The sequence below is a fragment of the Streptomyces abyssomicinicus genome (assembly GCF_008974245.1).
GTDB lineage: Bacteria > Actinomycetota > Actinomycetes > Streptomycetales > Streptomycetaceae > Streptomyces > Streptomyces abyssomicinicus.
The window spans coordinates 1-22,754 of the sequence record NZ_BBZI01000012.1 but is presented as its reverse complement, the minus strand read 5'-3'; the positions used below and the strand labels follow the sequence as shown (position 1 = coordinate 22,754).

Annotated in this window: 17 protein-coding genes; 3 read left to right on the top strand and 14 right to left on the bottom strand. The window is 74.2% G+C overall.

Annotated elements, in window-relative coordinates; translation table 11 throughout:
• Nucleotides 1–72: 72 nt before the first annotated feature.
• The 4 genes from ald to pyrG all read right to left on the bottom strand — a co-directional run bounded on the left by ald (nt 73) and on the right by pyrG (nt 6,140).
• The gene (gene ald, locus GBN72_RS27370) at nt 73–1,185 is read right to left on the bottom strand and encodes an alanine dehydrogenase (RefSeq protein WP_151774948.1); all 1,113 of its coding nucleotides are present in this window, start codon (nt 1,183–1,185) and stop codon (nt 73–75) included.
• A gap of 244 nt (nt 1,186–1,429) precedes the next feature.
• Entirely contained in the window at nt 1,430–3,478 is a 2,049-nt protein-coding gene (locus tag GBN72_RS27365; RefSeq protein ID WP_151774625.1) for a tetratricopeptide repeat protein, read from the bottom strand.
• Between the two features lie 142 nt (nt 3,479–3,620).
• Nucleotides 3,621–4,256, bottom strand: coding sequence for an NUDIX domain-containing protein (locus tag GBN72_RS27360; protein WP_151774624.1), 636 nt, complete (start codon nt 4,254–4,256; stop codon nt 3,621–3,623).
• A 201-nt stretch (nt 4,257–4,457) separates the two neighbouring features.
• Nucleotides 4,458–6,140, bottom strand: a complete 1,683-nt coding sequence (pyrG, locus tag GBN72_RS27355; protein ID WP_151774623.1) for a CTP synthase — start codon at nt 6,138–6,140, stop codon at nt 4,458–4,460.
• 454 nt (nt 6,141–6,594) lie between these two features.
• Here pyrG and GBN72_RS27350 point away from each other — a divergent pair, with 454 nt between their 5' ends.
• Nucleotides 6,595–8,442 (top strand): glycoside hydrolase family 15 protein, encoded by a 1,848-nt coding sequence (locus GBN72_RS27350; RefSeq protein ID WP_174887217.1) that lies wholly within the window; start codon nt 6,595–6,597, stop codon nt 8,440–8,442.
• Between the two features lie 616 nt (nt 8,443–9,058).
• Here the strand turns inward: GBN72_RS27350 and GBN72_RS27340 are convergent.
• The 5 genes from GBN72_RS27340 to GBN72_RS27320 all read right to left on the bottom strand — a co-directional run bounded on the left by GBN72_RS27340 (nt 9,059) and on the right by GBN72_RS27320 (nt 14,312).
• The gene (locus GBN72_RS27340; RefSeq protein WP_151774621.1) at nt 9,059–10,225 is read right to left on the bottom strand and encodes a glycosyltransferase family 4 protein; all 1,167 of its coding nucleotides are present in this window, start codon (nt 10,223–10,225) and stop codon (nt 9,059–9,061) included.
• 238 nt (nt 10,226–10,463) lie between these two features.
• Nucleotides 10,464–12,191, bottom strand: a complete 1,728-nt coding sequence (recN, locus tag GBN72_RS27335) for a DNA repair protein RecN (RefSeq protein ID WP_151774946.1) — start codon at nt 12,189–12,191, stop codon at nt 10,464–10,466.
• 90 nt (nt 12,192–12,281) lie between these two features.
• Nucleotides 12,282–13,205, bottom strand: a complete 924-nt coding sequence (locus tag GBN72_RS27330; RefSeq protein WP_151774945.1) for an NAD kinase — start codon at nt 13,203–13,205, stop codon at nt 12,282–12,284.
• A gap of 8 nt (nt 13,206–13,213) precedes the next feature.
• The gene (locus tag GBN72_RS27325; RefSeq protein ID WP_151774620.1) at nt 13,214–14,029 is read right to left on the bottom strand and encodes a TlyA family RNA methyltransferase; all 816 of its coding nucleotides are present in this window, start codon (nt 14,027–14,029) and stop codon (nt 13,214–13,216) included.
• Between the two features lie 7 nt (nt 14,030–14,036).
• On the bottom strand, nt 14,037–14,312 hold the full coding sequence (locus tag GBN72_RS27320) for a hypothetical protein (protein WP_151774619.1): 276 nt from the start codon (nt 14,310–14,312) through the stop codon (nt 14,037–14,039).
• A gap of 42 nt (nt 14,313–14,354) precedes the next feature.
• Here GBN72_RS27320 and GBN72_RS27315 point away from each other — a divergent pair, with 42 nt between their 5' ends.
• Nucleotides 14,355–14,702 carry a sterol-binding protein gene (locus GBN72_RS27315; protein WP_151774618.1) on the top strand — a complete coding sequence of 116 codons (348 nt, stop codon included), beginning with the start codon at nt 14,355–14,357 and terminating at the stop codon, nt 14,700–14,702.
• 67 nt (nt 14,703–14,769) lie between these two features.
• Here the strand turns inward: GBN72_RS27315 and GBN72_RS27310 are convergent, their stop codons facing one another.
• The 4 genes from GBN72_RS27310 to GBN72_RS27295 all read right to left on the bottom strand — a co-directional run bounded on the left by GBN72_RS27310 (nt 14,770) and on the right by GBN72_RS27295 (nt 18,839).
• Nucleotides 14,770–15,570: an ABC transporter ATP-binding protein gene (locus GBN72_RS27310; RefSeq protein ID WP_151774617.1), complete on the bottom strand. Its 801-nt coding sequence runs from the start codon at nt 15,568–15,570 to the stop codon at nt 14,770–14,772.
• Nucleotides 15,571–15,629: 59 nt separating this feature from the next.
• Nucleotides 15,630–16,682 carry a FecCD family ABC transporter permease gene (locus GBN72_RS27305; RefSeq protein ID WP_151774616.1) on the bottom strand — a complete coding sequence of 351 codons (1,053 nt, stop codon included), beginning with the start codon at nt 16,680–16,682 and terminating at the stop codon, nt 15,630–15,632.
• Nucleotides 16,679–17,734, bottom strand: a complete 1,056-nt coding sequence (locus GBN72_RS27300; RefSeq protein ID WP_151774615.1) for a FecCD family ABC transporter permease — start codon at nt 17,732–17,734, stop codon at nt 16,679–16,681. The genes GBN72_RS27305 and GBN72_RS27300 overlap by 4 nt, the downstream gene beginning before the upstream one ends.
• Nucleotides 17,735–17,807: 73 nt before the next feature.
• On the bottom strand, nt 17,808–18,839 hold the full coding sequence (locus tag GBN72_RS27295; protein WP_151774614.1) for an HAD hydrolase-like protein: 1,032 nt from the start codon (nt 18,837–18,839) through the stop codon (nt 17,808–17,810).
• 83 nt (nt 18,840–18,922) lie between these two features.
• On the opposite strand from GBN72_RS27295, the gene GBN72_RS27290 reads away from it, so the two are divergent.
• On the top strand, nt 18,923–20,218 hold the full coding sequence (locus GBN72_RS27290; protein WP_151774613.1) for a DUF1015 family protein: 1,296 nt from the start codon (nt 18,923–18,925) through the stop codon (nt 20,216–20,218).
• Between the two features lie 110 nt (nt 20,219–20,328).
• Here GBN72_RS27290 and GBN72_RS27285 read toward each other — a convergent pair whose 3' ends face one another.
• The gene (locus tag GBN72_RS27285) at nt 20,329–21,216 is read right to left on the bottom strand and encodes a tetratricopeptide repeat protein (RefSeq protein WP_246212981.1); all 888 of its coding nucleotides are present in this window, start codon (nt 21,214–21,216) and stop codon (nt 20,329–20,331) included.
• Nucleotides 21,217–22,754 lie beyond the last annotated feature (1,538 nt).

The window sequence follows — 22,754 nt, the reverse complement described above, 5'->3', positions numbered from 1 at the left end:
ACAGCCGGGTTGACGGCCATGGCGATCGTCTCGTCATGTCGGAATGTCGACTCGGCCGTGTTTACGGCTCGTTCAGCCGAGCACGCTCTCCAGAGCGACGTGCTCCATGCCGTGCGCCTCGGCGACCTGCCGGTACACGACCTGTCCGTCGTGGACGTTGAGGCCCTTGGCGAGCGCCGGGTCACGGCGCAGCGCCTCGACCCAGCCGCGGTCGGCGAGCTGGAGGACGTACGGCAGCGTGGCGTTGGTCAGCGCGTAGGTGGAGGTGTTCGGCACCGCGCCCGGCATGTTGGCGACGCAGTAGAAGACCGAGTCGTGGACCTTGAAGGTCGGATCGGCGTGGGTGGTGGGGCGGGAGTCCTCGAAGCAGCCGCCCTGGTCGATCGCGATGTCGACAAGGACACTTCCCGGCTTCATCCGGGAGACCAGCTCGTTGGTGACCAGCTTGGGGGCCTTGGCGCCGGGGATCAGCACCGCGCCGACGACCAGGTCGGCCTCCAGGAGGGCCTTCTCGATCTCGAAGGAGTTGGAGACGACGGCCTGCACCTTCGTGCCGAAGACCTTGTCGGCCTCGCGGAGCTTGTTGATGTTCAGGTCGAGCAGCGTGACCTGGAAGCCCATGCCGACGGCGATCTGGGTGGCGTTCCAGCCGGAGACGCCGCCGCCGAGGACGACGGCCTTGGACGGGGCGACGCCCGGGACGCCGCCCGGCAGCACGCCGCGGCCGCCGTTGGCGCGCATCAGCTGGTAGGCGCCGACCTGCGGGGCCAGCCGGCCGGCGACCTCGGACATCGGGGCGAGCAGCGGCAGCGTGCGGTCGATCTCGACGGTCTCGTAGGCGATGGCGGTGGTGCCGGAGGCGATCAGCGCCTCGGTGCCCGGGCGGTCGGCGGCCAGGTGCAGGTAGGTGAAGAGGACCTGGTCCTTGCGGAGGCGGTGGTACTCCTCGGCGACGGGCTCCTTGACCTTGAGGATCATGTCCGCGGCGGCCCAGACCTCGTCGGCGGTCTCCAGGATCCGGGCGCCGGCCGCGGTGTACTCCTCGTCGGTGATCGACGAGCCGAGGCCCGCGTTCCGCTCGACGACGACCTCGTGGCCGTGGCGCACCAGTTCGTGGACGCCCGAGGGGGTGATGGCCACGCGGAACTCGTTGTTCTTGACCTCGCGGGGGATGCCGACCTTCACGTCGATCACGGTCCTTGCAGTCGGGGGCTTGAGAGCGCATACGGCGGCGTGGTGACACCGGGGCATGCACGGATATACCCGGTCACTTGTGAGCACACCGGATACACGCCGGAGAACCGGCGACGCAGCCAGTCTAATGAAGGAATCCCCGCTGTCTAGCCTTGTAAAACAAGCGGCATCTGCGGGATACGCCACTGAATTCTTAGGCTCCGGCAGGCATACGGTGATGGCCCGCTCCGGACCGTCACCGCTGCGGTGACCGCCCCGGCGGCGGCTCGTCGCCGAGCATCCGGCCGGCGGTCTCGCGGTGCAGGCGCGCGGCGGCCGGGTCCCCCAGGCGCTCCAGGGTGCCGGCCAGCCGCAGGTGGAGGCCGGCCTCCAGCCGTTCGTCCCCGGCCCGGCGGGCCCAGGCGACGGCCTCCCGGCAGGTGCGCAGCGACTCCTCCCGGCGCCCGGTGTCCTCCTGGGCGCGGGCCAGCTCGCCCAGCGCCCGGGCGCAGGCGGGCACGTCACCGCCGCGCCGGTGCTCGGTGAAGGCGGCCCGCCAGTGGCGCAGCGCCTCCTCGGGGCGGCCGGCGCGGGCGTGGGCGTCGGCGATGCGGCCGTAGAGCCGGGCCGCGTCGGCGCGCTGGTCGCGGGCGAGGCGCTCGGCGAGGGCGCGGCCGTACCAGTCGGCGGCCCGGTCGAGGTCGCCGAGTTCCTGGTGGGCGCCGCCCAGGGATTCCATGGCCCGGCCCACGGCGTAGGGGTCCGCGGCCTGGCGTCCGGCGTCCAGGGCGGCACGGTAGCGGGTCAGTGCCTCGGCGGTGCGCCCGGTGCGGGCGTCCAGGTCGGCGAGGTTGAGCAGGGCGGCCGCCTTCTCTCGGGCGAGGCCGCGCCGCTCTGCGACGTCCAGCACCAGCCCGTGGACGGCGTAGAGGTCGTCGGCCGCCCCCTCGGGGCCGACGTGCGCGACCAGCGCCCGCACCAGCTGTGCCATCAGCCGCCGGGCCAGGGTGTCCAGCTCCCCGTCGGCGACGGCGAGCCGGGCGGCCGCCAGGAGGGCGGCCCGGCGCTCGTCGAGCCAGGTGGCGGCCTCCTCCGGCCCGGGGAAGCGCAGGGCGCGCGGCAGGGCCTGCTGCCGCGTCCGGGCGGCCTCGCCGGTCTCGGCGGCGATCCTGCAGGCGTGCAGCACGCGGACGGTCCGCTCCAGCATCCGGGCCCGCGCCAGCCGCAGCTCGGCCGGGCGGTCCAGCCGGGCGGCGAGGTCGGCCAGCAGGGGGTGCAGGCAGCCGGGGACCTCGTGGAGCGGCTCGGAGGCGGGCACCCGGTGCAGCAGCGCCATGCCCTCGAACCTCTCCAGGGCCTCGGCCGCGGCCTGCGGGGAGCAGCCGGCCAGGGCGGAGGCGGTGTGCGGGTCGACCAGCCCTGCGGGGGCGAGGGAGAACAGCCGCAGCATCCTGGCGACCGCGGCGGGGAGGCCGTCGTGGACCAGCCCCAGCATCCGCTCGAGCGGGTCGGCCGCCGGGTCGGCGCGCAGCTGCGCCACCAGGTCGGCGACGGCCACCTCGGGGCGGTCGGCGAGCCAGCCGCCGGCCAGCAGCAGGGTGGCCGGTTCTCCGTGGCACTCCTCGGCGAGCTCCTGGGCGGCACAGGGGTCGACGGTGACCCGGACGGGGCCGATCCGGCGGATGAGCAGCTGCACCGCGGAGCGGGCGTCCAGACCGCCGACCACGCAGGGCCGCACGTCGGGGATGCCGGTGAGCGGGCCGCGGGAGACGGCCACGACCAGGCAGTCGGGGGAGTCGGGGACCAGTTCGTCGACCTGTTCGGCGTCCTTGGCGTCGTCGAGCAGCAGGAGGGCCCGCCGGGAGGCAAGGGCGTCGCGCAGCGCCTCGGCCAGCTCGTCCCGCCCCGCGCCGGGCGGCGCCCCGGCGCCCGGCAGGCTCTCCAGCAGGCGCCGGGCCGCGGTCCCGGCGGGGACCGGGTCGCCGCCGGGTTCGCCGAGCCGGGCACGCAGCACGCCGCCGGGGTAGCGGCCGGCGATCCGCCGGACCAGTTCACCGGCGAGCGCGGTGCGGCCGGAGCCGGGGCGGCCGGCGACGAGCAGCACCCGGGCGCGGGGGGCCTTGCGGCCGGCGATGGTGTTGAGCCCGGCCCGTTCGATGTCGGCGAGGAGTTCCTTGAGTTCCCGGGTCCGCCCGAGGAACGCCGGCGGCGGGGCGGACCGCGGCGCCGGCGCGGGTGGCTCGCCGGAGGGCGTCCGCTCCGCTTCCGGCACCCGGGTCCCGGTGTCCACCGCCTGGTCCGTCACGGGCCACACTCCCGTCCTGCACGCGCGCACCACCCCGTCAGCGGGGCCTTGCACGAGCGTAGTTCACGGGAGACCGGCACCACCGGGGACCACACCCGGCCGGTCCCCCGACCGGACGCGGGGCGGTGTGGGCCCGAGGGAGCTACGCCTCGAACGGCCGGGCGGGCCACGGCGCCTCGGCGGGCCGCAGGGCGTCCAGTCCCTCCCCGGCGCGGGCTGCCACCAGTGACAGCACGCCGACGACCAGGCAGTTGTTGTGCAGCTCGCCCGCCAGGACACCGCGCACCAGGTCCGCGACGGGGACCCGGGCCAGTTCCATGTCGGACTCCTCGTGCTCGACCTCGAACCGGTCGCCCTCGGCGTCGGACAGCCCGCGGGCCAGGAAGATCCGCACCGCTTCGTCGCAGCCGCCGGGGGTGGTGTAGACGTCCGCCAGCACCCGCCAGTCCTCGGCCTTGGCGTGGGCCTCCTCGTACAGCTCGCGCTGGGCGGCGTGCAGCGGGTTCTCGCCGGGCACGTCGAGCAGGCCGGCCGGGATCTCCCACAGCTTCTGGCGCACCGGGTGCCGGTACTGGCGCAGCACCACGGCCCGGTCCTCGTCGTCCAGCGCCAGGACGGCCACCGAACCGGGGTGGACCTGGTAGTCGCGGCCCGCGACGCTGCCGTCGGGCATCACCACCTCGTCGGTCCGCACGGAGGTCTTGTTGCCCGTGAACGGGGTGCTCGACGAGCGGATCTCCCACTCCTCCGGGGCGTCCTTGATCACCGGGTCGGTCATCGGGCAGCAGTCCTCTCCACAGGTCGACACAACGAAACACTCGGCACGCGTGCGCGCGCGGAACACGTGAACACGCGAGAAACGCCGGACCGCCGGAACGCCCCGCACACGACGGCGCGCGAAAACGGCGAAGCCGGGGCACGCGCCTCGAAACGCGCGTACCCCGGCAACCGTATCGTCACCCGATCACCGTGCCGCCGGTCACTCGGCGCCGGCGGCGCCGGCCTTCTGCCGGCGCTCGACCGCGGCCTTCACCAGACCGGCGAAGAGCGGGTGCGGGCGGGTCGGACGGGAACGCAGCTCCGGGTGGGCCTGGGTGGCCACCAGGTAGGGGTGGACCTCCCGCGGGTACTCCACGTACTCGACGAGCTTGCCGTCCGGGGAGGTGCCGGAGAACAGGATGCCGGCCTTCTTCTCCAGCTCCGCGCGGTAGGCGTTGTTCACCTCGTAGCGGTGACGGTGGCGCTCCTCGACGTACTCCTTGCCGTCGTACACCTCGCGGACCACGGAGCCCTCGGCCAGCTTGGCGGGGTACATGCCCAGGCGCATCGTGCCGCCCATGTCGCCCTCGCCGGAGACGATGTCCATCTGCTCGGCCATGGTGGAGATCACCGGGTGGGCGGTGGCCGGCTCGAACTCGGTGGAGTTGGCGTCGGGGATGCCGGCCAGGTTGCGGGCGGCCTCGATCACGATGCACTGCAGGCCGAGGCAGAGGCCCAGCAGCGGGACGCCGTTCTCCCGGGCGTACTGGATGGCGCCGACCTTGCCGGAGACACCGCGGTCGCCGAAGCCGCCGGGGATGCAGATGCCGTCGACGTCGGCGAGCTGCTGGGCGGCGCCGGCCGGGGTACGGCAGTCGTCGGAGGTGACCCACTTGATCTTGACGCGGGCCTTGTTGGCGAAGCCGCCGGCCCGCAGCGCCTCGGTCACCGACAGGTAGGCGTCGGGCAGGTCGATGTACTTGCCGACCAGCGCCAGGGTGATCTCGTGGTCCGGGTTGTGGACGCGGTCCAGCAGGTCGTCCCAGGTGGTCCAGTCGACGTCGCGGAACGGCAGGTCCAGCTTGCGCACCGCGTAGGCGTCCAGGCCCTCGCCGTGGATGGTCTTGGGGATGTCGTAGATCGACCGGGCGTCCGGGCAGGCCACCACGGCGTCCTCGTCCACGTCGCACATCAGCGAGATCTTGCGCTTGATGGCGGTGGGGACCTCACGGTCGCAGCGCAGCACGATGGCGTCCGGCTGGAGGCCGATGTTGCGCAGGGCGGCCACCGAGTGCTGGGTGGGCTTGGTCTTCAGCTCGCCCGAGGGGCCGATGTAGGGCAGCAGCGAGATGTGCACGACGAAGACGTTGTCGCGGCCGACCTCGTGGCGGACCTGGCGGACCGTCTCCAGGAAGGGCAGCGACTCGATGTCGCCGACGGTGCCGCCGACCTCGGTGATCACCACGTCGACCTCGTCCGTCGCCATGCGGCGGATGCGGTGCTTGATCTCGTTGGTGATGTGCGGGATGACCTGGACGGTGTCGCCCAGGTACTCGCCGCGGCGCTCCTTGGCGATCACCGTGGAGTAGACCTGGCCGGTGGTGACGTTGGCCGAGCCGTCGAGGTCGCGGTCGAGGAAGCGCTCGTAGTGGCCGATGTCCAGGTCGGTCTCGGCGCCGTCGTTGGTGACGAACACCTCACCGTGCTGGAAGGGGTTCATCGTGCCGGGGTCGACGTTCAGGTAGGGGTCGAGCTTCTGCATGACGACACGCAGGCCACGGGCCTTGAGCAGCATGCCGAGGCTGGACGCCGTCAGGCCCTTCCCGAGCGAGGAGGCGACACCCCCGGTGACGAAGATGTGCTTGGTCGTCGTGGCGTTGCTGTTTCGGAAAGCAGCGGGCATGGCCAAAGGGGGGCTCCCGTGGTGGCGGTGTCTGGGGATGCGGAGCGGCTTGCCGACCCGGTTTCGCCGGGGGGGCCGTCGCTGCGGTGCCGGGGTTTTTCTCCCACCGGCCACGGGCTACCAGGGTATCAGCGCGCGGGACCGAAGGCGTCCGCGCACCGGGCCCACCGCTGTGACCTGCGACTTCCCGCCGTCACCGGCCGCCCACCCGTTCGGACCACTCTTGTTGTCCCGAGCATCGCGCGCATCATCATCCCGCGTCGTATCCTGCTCGGACACTCGCTGACAGCCCGGCCGGGCAGGACGGCTCCACCCAAGCCCGTGTCACAGGCCGTGTCCCGGATACACCGGACATACGGGAGCGTCAGCTCATACTCAAGCGAACAACTGTCTTTTTCCGCTTCACTCCCCTTTGACTTGACCGCAAGAGAGCGACCGTCCCTGCCGGGACGATGTGGCCGTTCGACTGGAGTTGCACGTGGCCGGGCGTATCGAGGACTACGCACTCATCGGAGACATGCAGACCGCCGCCCTGGTCTGCCGGGACGGCACGGTGGACTGGCTGTGCCTGCCCCGCTTCGACTCTCAGGCCATCTTCGCCGGCCTGCTGGGCACCGAGGATCACGGCTTCTGGCGCGTCGGGCCCGCCCACGCGCCGGAGGCCGAAGCGCCCGACGCCACCCGCCGCCGCTACCGGGGCGACTCGCTCGTCCTGGAGTCGGAGTGGGACACCCCGGACGGCACCGTCCGGGTGACCGATTTCATGCCGCCGCGTGACGGCGCCCCGCAGGTGATCCGGATCGTGGAGGGCGTCTCGGGCGAGGTCCCGATGCGCTCCACGCTGCGGATGCGGTTCTCCTACGGCCGGATCGTGCCCTGGGTGCACCGTCGCGACGACCGGCTGGTCGGCATCGCCGGGCCGGACTCGGTCTGGTACGACACCGCCGTGCTGGGCCGCGAGGAGGAGCTGACCACCTACGGCAAGGATCTGACCACCTACACCGACTTCACCGTCTCCGCGGGTGACCGGATCGCCTTCACGCTCTCCTGGCAGCCCTCGCACAAGGAGCCGCCGTCGCTGCCGGAGCCGGAGCAGGCACTGGCGGCGACCGACGACTTCTGGAGCGAGTGGGTCGCCCTGTGTACGTACCACGGCCCCTACCGGGAGGCCGTGATCCGCTCGCTGATCACGCTGAAGGCGCTCACCTACGCGCCGACCGGCGGCATCGTCGCCGCGCCGACCACCTCGCTGCCCGAGGAGATCGGCGGCGTCCGCAACTGGGACTACCGGTACACCTGGCTGCGGGACGCGGCGATCACCCTCTCCTCGCTGCTGCGCACCGGCTACCGCGAGGAGGCCCGTGCCTGGCGCGAGTGGCTGCTGCGCGCGGTGGCGGGCGACCCGGAGAACCTGCAGATCATGTACGGCATCGCCGGCGAGCGCGAGCTCGGCGAGGCGGAGCTGGACTGGCTGCCGGGGTACGAGAACTCCGCCCCGGTCCGGGTCGGCAACGGCGCGGCGCACCAGCTCCAGCTGGACGTCTACGGCGAGACCATCGAGGCGCTGCACCTGGCCCACATGACGGGGCTGTCCCGCAACGACTACGCCTCGCAGCTCCAGCTGAAGCTGATCCGCTACCTGGAGGACCACTGGAACCAGCCGGACGAGGGCATCTGGGAGGTGCGCGGGCCGCGGCGCCACTTCGTGCACTCCAAGGTGATGGCCTGGGTCGCGGTGGACCGCACCATCAAGCTGGTGGAGTCCGGGGACGCGGAGGGGCCGCTGGAGCGGTGGCGGGAGCTGCGGGAGGACATCCACCGCGACGTCTGCGAGAAGGGCTACGACCCGGAGCGCAACACCTTCACCCAGTCGTACGGCTCCCAGGAGCTGGACGCGTCGCTGCTGCTGATCCCGCAGGTGGGCTTCCTGCCGCCGGACGACAAGCGGGTGATCGGCACCATCGAGGCGATCCAGCGGGAGCTGTCCACCCCGGACGGGTTCATCCTGCGCTACCCGACCCATGCGGGCGACGACAACGTCGACGGGCTGGCGGGTGACGAGGGGGCGTTCCTCGCCTGTTCCTTCTGGATGGCGGACGACCTCGCGATGATCGGCAGGGTCGACGAGGCGCGGCGGCTGTTCGAGAAGCTGCTGTCGCTCCGCAACGACCTGGGGCTGCTGGCGGAGGAGTGGGACTCCAAGCACCAGCGGCAGGTCGGCAACTTCCCGCAGGCCTTCAGCCACGTCCCGCTGATCGACACCGCCCTCCGCCTCACCGCCTCCGGCGCCTACGGCGGCTGACCCCACCCCGTCCCCGGGGCCCCACCCCCGGCGGACGGGACCCCACGACCTGCCGCCCCTTGCGGCACGCAGCGCGACCCTCCACCACCCCGCGAGCGCCTCGCCCGCCCCTCAGGCGCCTGCCCCGCCGTCCCTGCGAACGCCTACCCGCTCCCCGCTGCGGGCGGCTGGGCCGCCCAGGGGGCGATGGGGGTACCCCCTGCTCGAGCGAAGCCGAGAGCTTGGGGGAGGGCGGGCGCAGGCCCCAGCCTCCGCGGCGAGCGGTCCGCTCCACCACGCGCAAGCCCTGCGGCACCGTACGCACGGGACCTCACTGCGGCGCGCACAAGCCGGAGCCTCGGCGGACAGCACCGTTCATCCCCCGACCCGCCCCCTTCCCAGAGGGGCTTACGTTTCGCGGAGCGAGCCGTCACGTGGGAACGTGAGGCCTGCGCCCACCCTCCCCCAAGCTCTCGACTTCGCTCGAGCAGGGGGCACCCCCATCGCCCCAGCGGCACGATTGCCCGCAGAGGGGAGGGCTTCGTCTGCGCACCGCGCGGCGGCACGACCGCACGGGTGGGGCCGGGCCAGGGCCGCGCAGGGCGTCCAAGCGGCACGGCGGCGGTGGCAGCCGGGGTCAGGCGAGTGGCAGCGGCTGCGTCAGCTCGTCGTAGACGCTCAGCACCTGCGCCACCGTCTCGTCCTCCGTGGGCCACACCCCCGCCTGCCACGCCCCCCGCCGCACCAGGCCCTCGCGCCGGGACGGATCGGCCAGCACCGCGGACACCGCGTGGGCAAGCCTCGCCGCGTCCCCCGCCGGCACCAGCTCCGCGCCGTCGCCGACCAGTTCCGCCATGCCCGGAACGTCCGCCGCGACCAGCGGCAACCCCGCGTGCAGCGCCTCCTGCGCGAGCAGCGAGCGGCCTTCCGCGCAGTCCGCGACCACCGCCACGTCCGCCGCCGTCAGCAGGCACCCGAGGTCTTCCCGCCGCCCCAACAGCCGTACCGGCAGCGCCTCGTCCTCGATCCGCCGCTGCAACTCGCCCCGTAGCGCCCCTTCTCCGGCGACCACGACCAGCGGCGTGTTCTCCTCGTCCCGCCACCGCCGCGCGGCGTCCAGCAGCAGCCGATGCCCGCGGCCCTCCTCCAGCGCGCCCACGGCGAGGATCAACGGCCGCCCGAGGGAGCCGAGTTCGGCCCGCAGCTTGGCCCGCCGGTCGAGGTCGCCGTCACCACCGCCGGCACCGGTGACGGCCCGCGCCGCCCCGCCCGCCGCAAGGGCCCGCGGCAGCCCCACCGCGGACAGCCGCGCGTCCCGCGCGCCACGGCGACGCGCCCGGTCCACCAGGGAGGACGAGACGCCGAGGACGACCGCGGCCGCCCGGACCACCCGCCGCTCCAGCACCTTCAGCACCGCGGCCCGCGCCGCGCCCTCGGCGCGGGTCCGGTTGTGCCAGGTGACCACCAGCGGCGTGCTCCGCCCGCCCAGGGCCAGCGCCGTGCGGAACGAGGCGTGCAGCCCGTGCGCGTGCACCACGTCGGCGTCGGCGCAGGCGACCCGCAGCGCGGCCACCGACGCCGGGTCGCTGCTGCGCGCCACCGGCACGTGCCGGGCCCCGACCGCGGCGAAACCATAGGTGTGTTCGGTGTCACTGGGGGCGCACACCGTCACCCGCACGCCCCTGGCGACCAGGCCGGCGGTCAGCGACCGCACATGGGTGCTCCCGACCGCGCTGCCGCCGGTCACCTGGACGGTGCGCAGCGGCGTGAGGCCGGTCGAGGCGGGGCTGCTCACAGGGGTCACGGGCGCCTGGGTTCCTGGTCGGGGCGGCGTACGGGCTTCGTGCGGTTCACCGGGCGGCGCGGTGCCGGACGACGGGGCCTCGTGGGTACCGCCGCCCGGTCCGGGCACGTTCGTCGCCGCCTAGGATGCCAGAGCCCGGGCGGCCCGCCGACCGCCCTCCCGCCGGTATCCCCGGCTCGGCCCAGTGCCCGGCCCGGCGCTCGGCCGGTACCCGGCCCATGCCCGGCCCGAGCCCGGCTCAGAGTTCGGCGCGCGCCGCGGCCGCCGTCCCGAGGAGCTCCTCGGCGTGCGCCCGGGCGGTCTCGGAGTCCTCCTGCCCGGCCATCATCCGCGACAGCTCACGGATCCGGTCCTCCCCCTCGAGCACCTTGACGCCCGACCGGGTGACCGACCCGTCGTTGGTCTTCTCCACCAGGAGCTGCCGGTCGGCGAAGGCGGCGACCTGCGGCAGATGGGTGACGACCACGACCTGCGCGGTCCGCGCGAGCCGGGCGAGGCGCCGCCCGATCTCGACCGCGGCCTTGCCGCCGACTCCCGCGTCGACCTCGTCGAACAGGTAGGTCGGGACCGGGTCGGTACCGGCGAAGACCACCTCGACGGCGAGCATCACCCGCGACAGCTCACCACCGGACGCGCCCTTGGCGATCGGCCGCGGCGGCGCCCCGGGGTGCGGGGCGAGCAGCAGCTCGACCTCGTCCGCGCCGGCCGGCCCGTAGGCGACCGTACGCCCGCCCACCTCGACGCCCTCGGGATCCTCGGTCTGCCGGACCGCGAACGACACCCGGGCGTGCGGCATGGCCAGCGAGGCCAGCTCCTCGGTGACCGCGGCGGCGAACCGCTCCGCGGCCTCCGTCCGCGCGTCGGTCAACTGCTGCGCCAGGGAGCCCAGTTCCGCGCGCAGCGCGTCGCGCTCGGCGGTGAGGTCGCCGACCCGGTCGTCGTCGCCCTCGAGCTCGATGAGCCGGGCGGCGGACTGCTCGGCCCAGGCGAGCACGGCGTCGACGTCCTCGCCGTACTTGCGGGTGAGCTGGGTGAGCGCAGCCCGGCGCTCCTCCACGGCGGCGAGCCGGAGCGGGTCCGCGTCGAGGCCGTCGGCGTAGCCGGCGAGCTCGCCGGAGACGTCGGCGAGCAGGATGCCGATCTCGCCGACCCGGTCGGCCAGCGCGGCCAGCGCCGGGTCGTGCGAGCGGACCGCCTCCAGGGCGCGCTGGGCGCCCGAGACGAGGGAACCGGCGTCGACGCCCTCGGGGTCCTCGGGGTCGCCGGCCAGCGCGGCGTGGGCGGCGGTGGCCGCCTGCGCCAGCGCCTCGGCGTGCCCGAGCCGCTGCGCCTCGGCGGCCAGCTCGACGTCCTCGCCCTGCCGCGGTTCGACGGCGTTGACCTCCTCCAGGCCGTACCGGAGCAGGTCGGCCTCCTGGGCGCGCTCGCGGGCCCGGGTGGTGATCTCCTCCAGCTCCGCGGCGACGGTCCGCAGCCGCCGGTAGGCGTCCGTGTACTTCTCCAGCGGGCCGGCCACGGCCGCGCCGGCGTACCGGTCGAGCGCCTGGCGCTGGCGGTTCTGCTTGAGCAGGCCCTGCTGGTCGGTCTGCCCGTGCACGGCGACCAGTTCGTCGGCCAGCTCGGCGAGGAGCCCGACGGGCACCCCGCGGCCGCCGAGGTGGGCGCGGGAGCGGCCCTCGGCGGAGACCGTGCGGCTGATCAGCAGGGCGCCGTCGTCGAGCTCGGCGCCCGCCTCCTCGGCCCGGGTGACCACGGGCGCGTCGGCGGGCAGGGCGATGCGGCCCTCGACCACGGCGTTCTTGGCGCCGATCCGCACCAGGGCGGGGTCGGCACGGCCGCCGAGCAGCAGACCGAGGCTGGTGACGACCATCGTCTTGCCCGCCCCGGTCTCACCGGTGACCGCGGTGAAACCTGGTGACAGTTCCACGACCGCGTCGTCGATGACCCCGAGCGACCGTATCCGCATCTCCTCCAACACGCCCCCGACCTTACGAGGTCCCGGGCCATGATCGCGACGCGCCCCCGCCCCGGGCGTGCCGTCCGGCACCCGCTCCGGTCAGTGCGGCGCGCCCCGCCAGCCGGAGACGGGGAGGGCGAACTTGGCCACCAGCCGGTCGGTGAACGACGCGTGGTGCAGCCGCGCCAGCCGCACCGGGACGGCTCCCCGGCGGACCTCGACGCGCGCCCCGGGCGGCAGTTCCACCGTGCGCCGCCCGTCGCACCAGAGCACTCCCGGCGGGATGTGCGGCAGCACCTCCACCACCAGCACCGAGTCCGGCGACGTGACCAGCGGCTTGGCGAACAGCGCGTGGGCGCTGATCGGCACCATCAGCAGCGCCTCGACCTCGGGCCACACCACCGGCCCGCCGGCCGAGAACGCGTACGCCGTGGATCCGGTGGGCGTGGCGCAGATGATCCCGTCGCAGCCGAAGCCGGTGACCGGCCGCCCGTCGATCTCCAGGACGACCTCGAGCAGCTTCTCGGCGGAGACCTTCTGGACGGCCGCCTCGTTGAGCGCCCAGTCGGTGTGCACGACGCTGCCGTTGCGGTGCACCTCCACGTCGACCGTCATCCGCTCCTCGACCTCGTAGTCGCGGGCGACCACCCGCTCGACCACTTGGTCGAGGGCGTCCCGCTCGGCCTCGGCGAGGAACCCGACGCGGCCCAGGTTGACGCCGAGCATCGGCACCCCGGAGGCGCGGGCGAACTCCGCGCCGCGCAGCAGCGTCCCGTCACCGCCGAGCACGACCAGCAGCTCGCACCCGTCCAGGCAGTCGGGCGTGGCCTCGGCGACCAGCTCGACGCTGTCCGGCAGCGGCAGGTCCTGCGCCTCGTACTCCAGCACCCGCACGCCGAGCCCGGCGTCGAGGAACCCGCGGACCACCAGTTCGGCGCTGCGGATGGCGGCGGGCCGCCCGGTGTGGGCGAGCAGGAAGACCGTACGGGTCCGGCCCGCTCCGCCCGTCCCCCCGTCGGTGATTTCTGTGGTCAACGCGGCCCCTCCGCCACTGCGCGTTCGACGTCGGCCGGGTCCAGGGCGGGCGCCCCGGCACGCAGCCACAGGAAGTATTCGACGTTCCCGGACGGTCCGGGCAGCGGGCTGGCGGTGACGCCGAGGACTCCGAGCCCCAGCTCGCCCGCCCGCCGCGCCACCTCCCGCACCGCCTCGGCGCGCAGCTCGGGGCTGCGCACCACTCCTCCGCTGCCGAGGCGCTCCTTGCCCACCTCGAACTGCGGCTTCACCATCAGCACCAGGTCGGCGTCCGGCGCCGAGCACCGCACCAGCGCCGGCAGCACCAGGCCGAGCGGGATGAACGACAGGTCGCCGACGACCAGGTCGACCGGCACGCCGTCGATCTGCTCGAGCGTCAGCTCGCGCACGTTCGTGCGGTCCTTCACCGTCACCCGTTCGTCGCTCTGCAGCGACCAGGCGAGCTGCCCGTATCCGACGTCGACGGCGACCACGTGCCCGGCGCCGGAGCGCAGCAGCACGTCGGTGAACCCGCCGGTGGAGGCGCCGGCGTCCAGCGCCCGCCGCCCCTTCACCTCGAGGCCCCGCGGCACGAACACGGCGAGCGCGCCGGCCAGCTTGTGGCCGCCCCGCGACACGTACTCGGGGTCGCTGTCGTCCTGCGCGACCACGATCGCGGCGGCCGTCTCCACCTGTGTGGCGGGTTTGGTCGCCACGGCCTTGCCGACGGTGACCCGCCCGGCGGCGATCAGCTGGCTCGCGTGCTCCCGCGAGCGGGCCAGCTTCCTGCGCACCAGTTCGGCGTCGAGACGGCGGCGTGCCACTCCTGCCACGTTCGGTTCAGCTCCTGTTGTCGTGCGGCGTCGACGCGATGGGGTTGTCCAGCGCGGTGAGCGCCTCGCGCAGCGCCCGGTGTACATCCTCGTACACCTCGACGTGCCCGTCGGCCGCGAGGTGGTCGGCGTCGGTGAGCCGCTCCAGCGCGGTGTCGACCCGGGCGTCGCCGGTGGGCGTGCGCGGAACCCCGAGCGGGGCGGGGGCGGCCGGATCCTCGGCTGCCGTCGCCTGCGCCGCGCCGGGTTCCCCGGCCGCCGGTCCGGGTGGTGTGTCGCTCATGGCACGACGCTACCGCGTGGAACGGGGGTACCGTCTGTCGCGATGGCCACGATCGAGGAGTGCCGGGCGGCACTGGAGGAGCTCGCCGGACGTCTGGCGTCGGCGCCGGGCGCGGTGCGCGAGGCGGCGGCGCAGGAGCGCAGCGTCAGCTGTCACGTCACCGATCTGGACGTCACCTTCACGGGGCGGCTGGCCGGGGGCCGTCTGGAGGTTCTGGACGTGGTGCGGGGGCGGCCCGCCGAATCCTTCCGGATCCGCCTCTCCACCACCGGCGACGACCTCCTCGCCCTGGTCGCCGGGACCCTCCCCTTCCCCCGCGCCTGGGCCACCGGCCGCCTGAAACTCGACGCCCCCCTCCGCGACCTCCTCCACCTCCGCACCCTCCTCTGACCCGCCGGACAGCCCCGTCCTGCGGGCATCCGTGCCACTCAGGGGCGGGGCGGAGAGGGGCGCGGCGTCACGGGGTGGTCGCGCGGGCCTTGCGGGCGGCGGGCACCACCAGCGGCGTCCCCGTCTCCGGATCCTCGATCACCTGGCAGCGGATCCCGAACACCCGCTCCACCAGCTCCGCCGTCACCACGTCCCGCGGCGCCCCCTGGGCGACGACCTCACCGCCCCGCAGCGCGACCAGGTGGGTCGCGTACCGCGCCGCGTGGTTGAGGTCGTGCAGCACCGCCACCAGGGTCCGCCCGTGCTCCTCGTGCAGCTCCGCGCACAGGTCCAGCACGTCGAGCTGGTGCTGGATGTCCAGGTAGGTGGTCGGCTCGTCGAGGAGCAGCAGCGGCGTCTCCTGCGCGAGCGCCATCGCGATCCACACCCGCTGCCGCTGACCGCCGGAGAGCTCGTCGACGTACCGGTCTGCCAGTTCGGCGACCCCCGTGCGTTCCATGGACTCCTGGACGACCCGCTCGTCCGAGGGGGACCACTGCCGCAGCAGCCCCTGGTGCGGGTAGCGCCCGCGGGCGACGAGGTCGGCGACCGTGATGCCGTCCGGCGCGACCGAGGACTGCGGCAGCAGCCCCAGCGTCCGCGCCACCTTCTTGGCCGGCAGCGAGTGGATGACCTGCCCGTCCAGCAGCACCCGCCCCTCGCTGGGCCGCAGCATCCGCGACAGCGCCCGCAGCAGCGTCGACTTGCCGCAGGCGTTCGGGCCGACGATCACGGTGAACGAGTTGTCGGGTATCTCCACCGACAGCTCGCGCGCGATGACGCGCTGCTCGTAGGCGAGGGTGACGTTCTCGGCCGACAGTCGGTTCACGGCGCCGGTGCTCCTCTTTCGCTTCAACGTGTCGTTTCTTCCGACGCCGGGGCGCGCGCTCATACCCGCCCGGCCTTCCGCTCGGTGACCAGCAGCCACAGCAGGTAGACGCCGCCCAGCGCGCCGGTGACCACGCCGACCGGCAGCTGGTCGGAGCCGAAGGCCCGCTGGGAGAGCACGTCGGCGACGATCAGCAGGGCCGCGCCCATGACCATGGACGGCACCAGGTTCGGCCCGGGCGACCGGGTGAGCCGCCGGGCGAGCTGCGGCGCGGTCAGCGCCACGAAGGCCACCGGCCCGGCCGCCGCCGTGGCCGCCGAGGCGAGCAGCACCGCGCAGGCGAGCAGCACCAGCCGGAGCCGCTCGACGCGCACCCCCAGCGCGTAGGAGGCGTCGTCGCCCATCTCCGTCATCCGCAGGCCCCGCTCGTTGGCCAGCGCCAGCGGCACCAGCACCGCGCACAGCGCCAGCAGCGGCCACACCTGCGTCCAGTCGCGGCCGTTGAGCGAGCCGGTCATCCAGACCACGGCCCGCGCGGCGTCGACCATGTCGGCCTTGGTGATCAGGTAGCTGTTGACCGCGGTCATCACCGCGCTGACGCCGATGCCGACCAGCACCAGCCGGTATCCGTGCACGCCGCGCTTCCACGCCAGCACGTAGATCGCCGTGCCGGTGACCAGGCCGCCCACCAGCGCGCCGGCCGTGACGGCGGTGGCGCTGCCGGAGAACAGCACGATCATCGTCAGCGCGCCCGCCGTCGCCCCCTGGCCGAGGCCGAGGATGTCGGGGCTGCCGAGGGGGTTGCGGGAGACCGCCTGGAACAGCGCCCCGGCCAGTCCGAACGCGCCACCGACCAGCAGCCCCACCAGGACCCGCGGCAGCCGCAGTTCCCGCACGATCAGTTCGTCGGCCGGATGGCCCGAGCCGAGGAGCACGGAGAGCACGTCGGCGAAGGAGATCGGGAAGTCGCCGGTGCCGATCAGCACCACCGCCGAGGCGAGGGCGACGACGGCGAGCAGCAGCACCACGGCCACGGAGCGGACCCGGATCCGCAGCGAGAGGCGCCCGCCGATCCGCAGCACGGGCTGCCGGGTGGTCTTGGGGGTTGTCACAGCTGCGCCGTCCTCCGCCGTCGGACCAGGAAGATGAAGAGCGGTCCGCCGATGACCGCCGTGACGACGCCGACCTGGAGCTCCGAGGGCCGCACCACGACGCGGCCGATCACGTCGGCGCCCAGCAGCAGCACCGGCGACAGCACGGTGGCGTAGGGCAGGATCCAGCGCAGGTCGGGGCCGGTGAAGGAACGCACCACGTGCGGCACCATCAGGCCGACGAAGACGATCGGCCCGCACGCCGCGGTGGCCGCCCCGCACAGCAGGGTCGCCGCCAGCATGGACAGCGCCCGGGTCCGGTTGAGGTGGGCGCCGAGCGCGCGGGCGGTGTCGTCGCCCATCTCCATCGCGTTGAGCGGCCGGGCCAGCGCCAGGGCCAGGAAGGTGCCGGTCACCATGAAGGGCAGCACCTGCCCGATGCTGCTCCAGGACGCCGAGCTCAGCGAGCCGACGGTCCAGAACCGCATCCGGCCCAGCGCCGCCTCGTCGAGGATCATCATCGCCTGGAGGTAGCCCTGGAGCGCCGCGGCGATCGCCATGCCCGCCAGCGCCAGACGCACGGGCGTCGCGCCCCGGCTGCCACCGAGGAACCACACCAGCGCGCCGACCAGCATGGCGCCGGCGAAGGCGAACCACACGTAGCCGCCGATGGAGGTGACCCCGAAGAAGGTGATGGCGGTGACGACCGCGGCCGAGGCCCCGGCGTTGATGCCGAGCAGGCCGGGGTCGGCGAGCGGGTTGCGGGTCAGTGCCTGGAGCACCGCTCCGGACAGGCCGAGCGCGGCCCCGGCGAGCAGCCCCAGCACGGTCCGCGACAGCCGCTCGCCCACGACGACGTCGCCGTAGGTTCCGGTGTCCGCGAACAGGCCGTGCCAGACCTGGCCCATGGTCAGGGGTTTGGCGCCGACCGCGATGCTCGCCGTCGCGACGAGGACCAGCAGCGCGAGCGCGGCCAGCAGACCGACGGCCTTCACGGCGGAGCGCCGCCGCTGCCGCGCGGGCCCGGCGGGCGACTCCGCGACACGCTGCTTGGAGGGAGTGTCTACGAACACCCGGTTAGGTTAACCTAACCACTCGCCGGCTCGATCGCCTGTTCACGGTTCGGTCCCGGGGCCGCCCGCCCGGTCACAGCCCGAGCAGGGCCAACGCCTTCCCGCCGTCCAGTCGGCAGGAGTTCTCGCCGGCCGCCGTCCAGGCCGCCGCGCACAGCGCCCGCAGCCCGTCCAGCGCCTCGCCCTCCCCGCTCAGCGACAGCTCCTCCTGCCCCGCGACGGCCTTCCAGCCGCCGCAGCGGAATCCGTCGCCGTCCGCCGTCACCTCGGGCTGCGGCGCGAGCAGGCCCCGCAGGTCGAGGTCGACGTAGGTGGGCCGGTGCTCCGGCAGCGCGGCCAGCAGCTGGACGCCGTCGGTCACCCCGGTGAGCACCAGCAGCGAGTCCACCTCGCCGTTGAACGCGCCCTCGATGTCGGTGTCCAGCCGATCGCCCACCACCAGCGGCCGCCGTGCCCCGGTGCGCAGGACGGTCTCCCGGTGCATCGGCGGCAACGGCTTGCCCGCCACCCGCGGCTCTGCCCCGGTGGCGATCCGCACCACCTCGACCGCCGCACCGTTCCCGGGCGCGATGCCCCGCGCCGTCGGCACCGTCAGGTCGGTGTTGGACGCGAACCACGGCAGCCCGCGCCTGATGGCGTAGCAGGCCTCGGCGAACCTGCCCCAGGTGATGTCCGGTCCCCCGTACCCCTGGACCACGGCGGCCGGGTCGTCGTCCGACGACTCCACCGGCACCAGGCCGCGTTCGCGCAGCGCCACGCGCAGTCCCTCGCCGCCGACCACCAGCACCCGGGAGCCGGGCGGCAGCGCCTCGGCGACCAGCCGCGACACCGCCTGCGCCGAGGTGATCACCTCACCGGCCTCGGTCGGTATCCCCAGCTCCGTCAGGTGCTCGGCCACCGTGCCGGGCGTGCGCAGCGCGTTGTTGGTGACGTAGGCGAGCCGCATCCCGGCCTCCCTCGCCGTGGCCAGCGAGTCCACGGCGTGCGCGATGGCCTCGCCCCCGGCGTAGACCACGCCGTCCAGGTCGAGCAGGGCCGTGTCGTACGCCTCGCGCAGCACCTGCCCGCCGCTGCCGTCCGGCCGTGTCCTGACGGTCTGACTCATGTGCATCGCTCCTCCTGCGCCACCGGGGCATCCCCCGTTCCCCCGATGATCCCTCACCCGGGCCGCGCACATACGATGCCCTAATGAGCACAGCAGGTCACCACGGGGAGCAGGGGCGGCCCGGACTCGAACTCAGCCCCTTCCGCGGCCTGCGCTACGCCGCCGAGCGGGTCCGCTGCCTGGCCGCCGTCACCTCTCCGCCCTACGACGTGGTGGTCCGCCCCGACGGACTGCACCACCTGGAGGCACTGGACCCGCACAACATCGTCCGGCTGATCCTCCCGCAGGCCCTCGACCCGGCCGAGCGCAACGCCCGCGCCGCGGAGACCCTGCGCGGCTGGCTCGCCGAGGGCGTCCTCACCGTCGAGGAGCGGCCCGCGCTCTACGTCTACGAACAGCGGGGCGTCGACGGCCTCCTGCAGCGCGGCCTGATCGGCGCCCTGCGCCTCACCGACCCCGCCGAGGGGGTCGTCCTCCCCCACGAGGACGTGATGCCCCACGTGGTGGCCGACCGGGCGGCCCTGATGCAGGCCACCTCCGCCAACCTGGAGCCGCTGCTGCTGAGCTACCGCGGCGACGGGGACGTCTCCGGCGCCGCGGCCGTCGTCGAGGCGGCGGCCGGCCGTGAACCGCTGCTGTCCACCGTCTCCGAGGACGGCGTCGCCCACCGCCTCTGGGCGGTCACCGATCCGGCCGAGCAGGCGGCCGCCCAGGAGGACCTGCTCGGGCACCGGGCCCTCATCGCCGACGGTCACCACCGCTGGGCGACGTACCTGCTGCTGCGCGACTCCAAGCGGCCCTCCCCCGGCCCGTGGGACCACGGCCTGGTGCTGCTGGTGGACAGCTCCCGCTATCCGCTGCGGGTCCGCGCCATCCACCGTCTGCTACGCCGTCTGCCGGTGCCCGAGGCCCTGGCGGCGCTCACCGGCCTCTTCCGCGTCCGCCGTCTCGACGCCGCCCTGCCGGAGGCCCTGGAGCACCTCGCGACCGCCGCCGGCCGGGGCAACGCCTTCCTCCTGGCCGGCGACGGCGCCTTCCACCTGGTCGACCGCCCGGACCCGGACCTGCTGGCCCGCACGGTCCCCTCCGGCCCGCCCGAGGCGTGGCGCTCGCTGGACGCGACCGTCCTGCACCGCGCGCTGCTGGACGACGTGTGGAACGTCCCGGAGGACTCGCCGGAGCAGATCACCTACATCCACGACGCCGAGGCCACCGTGCGGCAGGCCGAACGGGAGGGCGGCACGGCCGTGCTGCTGCACCCGGTGCGCGAGGAGGTCGTGCGCGAACTGGCCGAGCAGGGCGTGACCATGCCCCGCAAGTCCACCTCCTTCGGCCCGAAGCCCGCCTCCGGGCTGGTGCTGCGCCTGGTCGGGGAGTGAGAGGGGCCGGGGAATGAGAAAGGGCGGGGCCGTCCGGCCCCGCCCTTTCCTCTTCTCACCCGCGCCTCACACACACCTCACCGGTGCGGTCGGCGCACGGTGACCTGCCGTCAGACCTCGTCGCCGTCCTCGACCGGCTCGGAGGTCTTCTTCCGCCCGGCCCCGTCCTGCGTGTCCTTGGCCTCGACGTCCTCCGCCTCGGCCTCCTCGGCCTGAACGTCGTCGTCCTCGTCGGCGTCCTCGTCGGCCCGGGGGGCGGTCTCGGAGGCGGACTCGGGGGCGGTCTCGATCACCGGCTCGCCCTCGTCGGCGGCGTCCTCGTCCAGCGCGTCCACGAACTCCACGCCGTCCAGCTCGGCCAGCCGGTCCGAGGCGTCGGTGCTGCCGTCGCGGTCCGACTCGACCGCCTTGGCGAACCACTCACGTGCCTCGGCCTCACGACCGGCCTCCAGCAGCGCGTCGGCGTACGCGTACCGCAGGCGCGCGGTCCACGGGTGCACCGCGCTGGAGGCGAGCTCCGGGCTCTGCAGCGTCACGATCGCCGCGTCGAGCTGCTCCATGTCGCGGCGGGCACCCGCCGCGACCAGGCGCATCTCGACCTGACCGGCCTTGTCCAGGCGGTGCACCTCGGGGGCGCCCGCCATCTCCAGCGCCTTCTCCGGGCGGCCGAGGCCGCGCTCACAGTCGGCCATCACGGGCCACAGGTCCACCGTGCCGGTCATCCGGCGCGCGGCACGGAACTCGGCCAGCGCCTCGGAGAACTTCTGGTTGGCGTACGCGGCGAAGCCGGCGGCCTCACGCACGGCGGCGACACGGGACGCCAGCCGGAGGGCGACCCGGGAGTAGCCGTAGGCACCCTCGGGGTCCTCGTCGAGCAGCCGGGCGACCATCACCAGGTTGCGTGCGACGTCCTCGGCGAGCGTCTTCGGCAGGCTCTGGAGCTCCTGCTTGACGTCCTTGTCCAGTTCGTCGCCGGTGACGTCCTCCGGGATCGGCAGCCGCTTGATGGGCTCGCGGTCCCGCTCCCGCTCGCGCTCCTCACGGAACCGTCCGCCACCGCCACCGCCGCCACCGCGCCGGTCGTCCCGTCCGCGGTAACCGCCGCGGTCGTCGTCACGACGTCCACCCCGGAAGCCACCACCAGGGCGCCCGCCCCGGTCGTCGCGGCGGAAGCCGCCGCGCTCACCACCCCGGTCGTCGTCCCGACGCGGGCCACGGTCACGGTCGAACCCGCCACGCTCGCCACCGCGGTCGTCACGGCGGAAGCCACCGCGGTCACCACCAGGGCGCCCGCCGCGGTCGTCCCGACGGAACCCGCCCCGGTCGTCATCACGACGCGGCCCACGGTCGTCGCGGCGGAAGCCACCACGCTCGCCGCCACGGTCGTCGCGGCGGTCGTCGCGGCGGTCGTCGCGGCGGTCGTCGCGGCGGAACCCGCCCCGGTCACCGCCACGATCGTCACGGCCCCGGAAGTCGCTCCGCTGCGGACGCTCGCCACGGCTGTCGTCCCGGCCACCCCGGTACCCGCCACGGTCGAACTCGCGGCGCTCGCCCCCGCGGTCGTCGCGGCGCTCGAAACCGCCACGCTCGCCCCCGCGGTCGTCACGACGGAAGCCGCCACGCTCGCCACCACGGTCACCGCCGCGGTCGTCCCGACGGTCGTCACGGCGGAACCCGCCGCGGTCACCACCACGGTCGTCCCGACGGAACCCGCCCCGGTCACCACGGTCGTCGGAACGACGCTCGTCCCGGCCACCCCGGTACCCGCCACGGTCGAACTCCCGTCGCTCGCCACCGCGGTCGTCCCGGCGGAAGCCGCCCCGGTCGTCGTCACGGCGCGGCCCACGGTCGTCACGACGGTCGAACCCACCGCGGTCACCGCGGTCGTCACGACGGAAACCACCGCGCTCGCCACCGCGGTCGTCGCGGCGGAAGCCCCCGCGGTCACCACTACGGTCGTCCCGACGAAACCCAGGCCGGTCGCCGCCCTCACGACGGAACCCGCCACGCTCACCGCCGCGGTCGTCACGACGGAAACCGCCGCGGTCACCACCGCGGTCGTCCCGACGGAACCCGCCCCGGTCGTCGTCACGGCGCGGCCCACGGTCGTCACGACGGTCGAACCCACCACGGTCGTCCCGGCGGGGACCACGGTCGTCACGACGGTCGAAGCCGCCACGGTCACCGCGGTCGTCCCGGCGGAAGCCGCCTCGGTCACCACCGCGGTCACCGCCGCGGTCGTCACGCCGGCCGAAGCCACCGCGGTCGCCGCCGCCCTGACGCGAACCACGGTCGTCCCTGCGGTAACCGCCACGGTCACCACGGTCGCCACCGTCCCGGCGGCGTGGCTCGCGCTCCGGGCGCTCGTCGGGAGAGTTGGGGGACATCGGTGACTCCTAGTCTTCGGTACCGCTGATCATCGTCGCGCAGCCGGGTTCCCGCGCTGCGGCAAAACAAAATGGAAAAACAAAAAAGGACCCTCAGCCCCAGCTGAACGCTGGGACCGAGGGTCCTCCAAAAAATTGTTCGGCGGCGC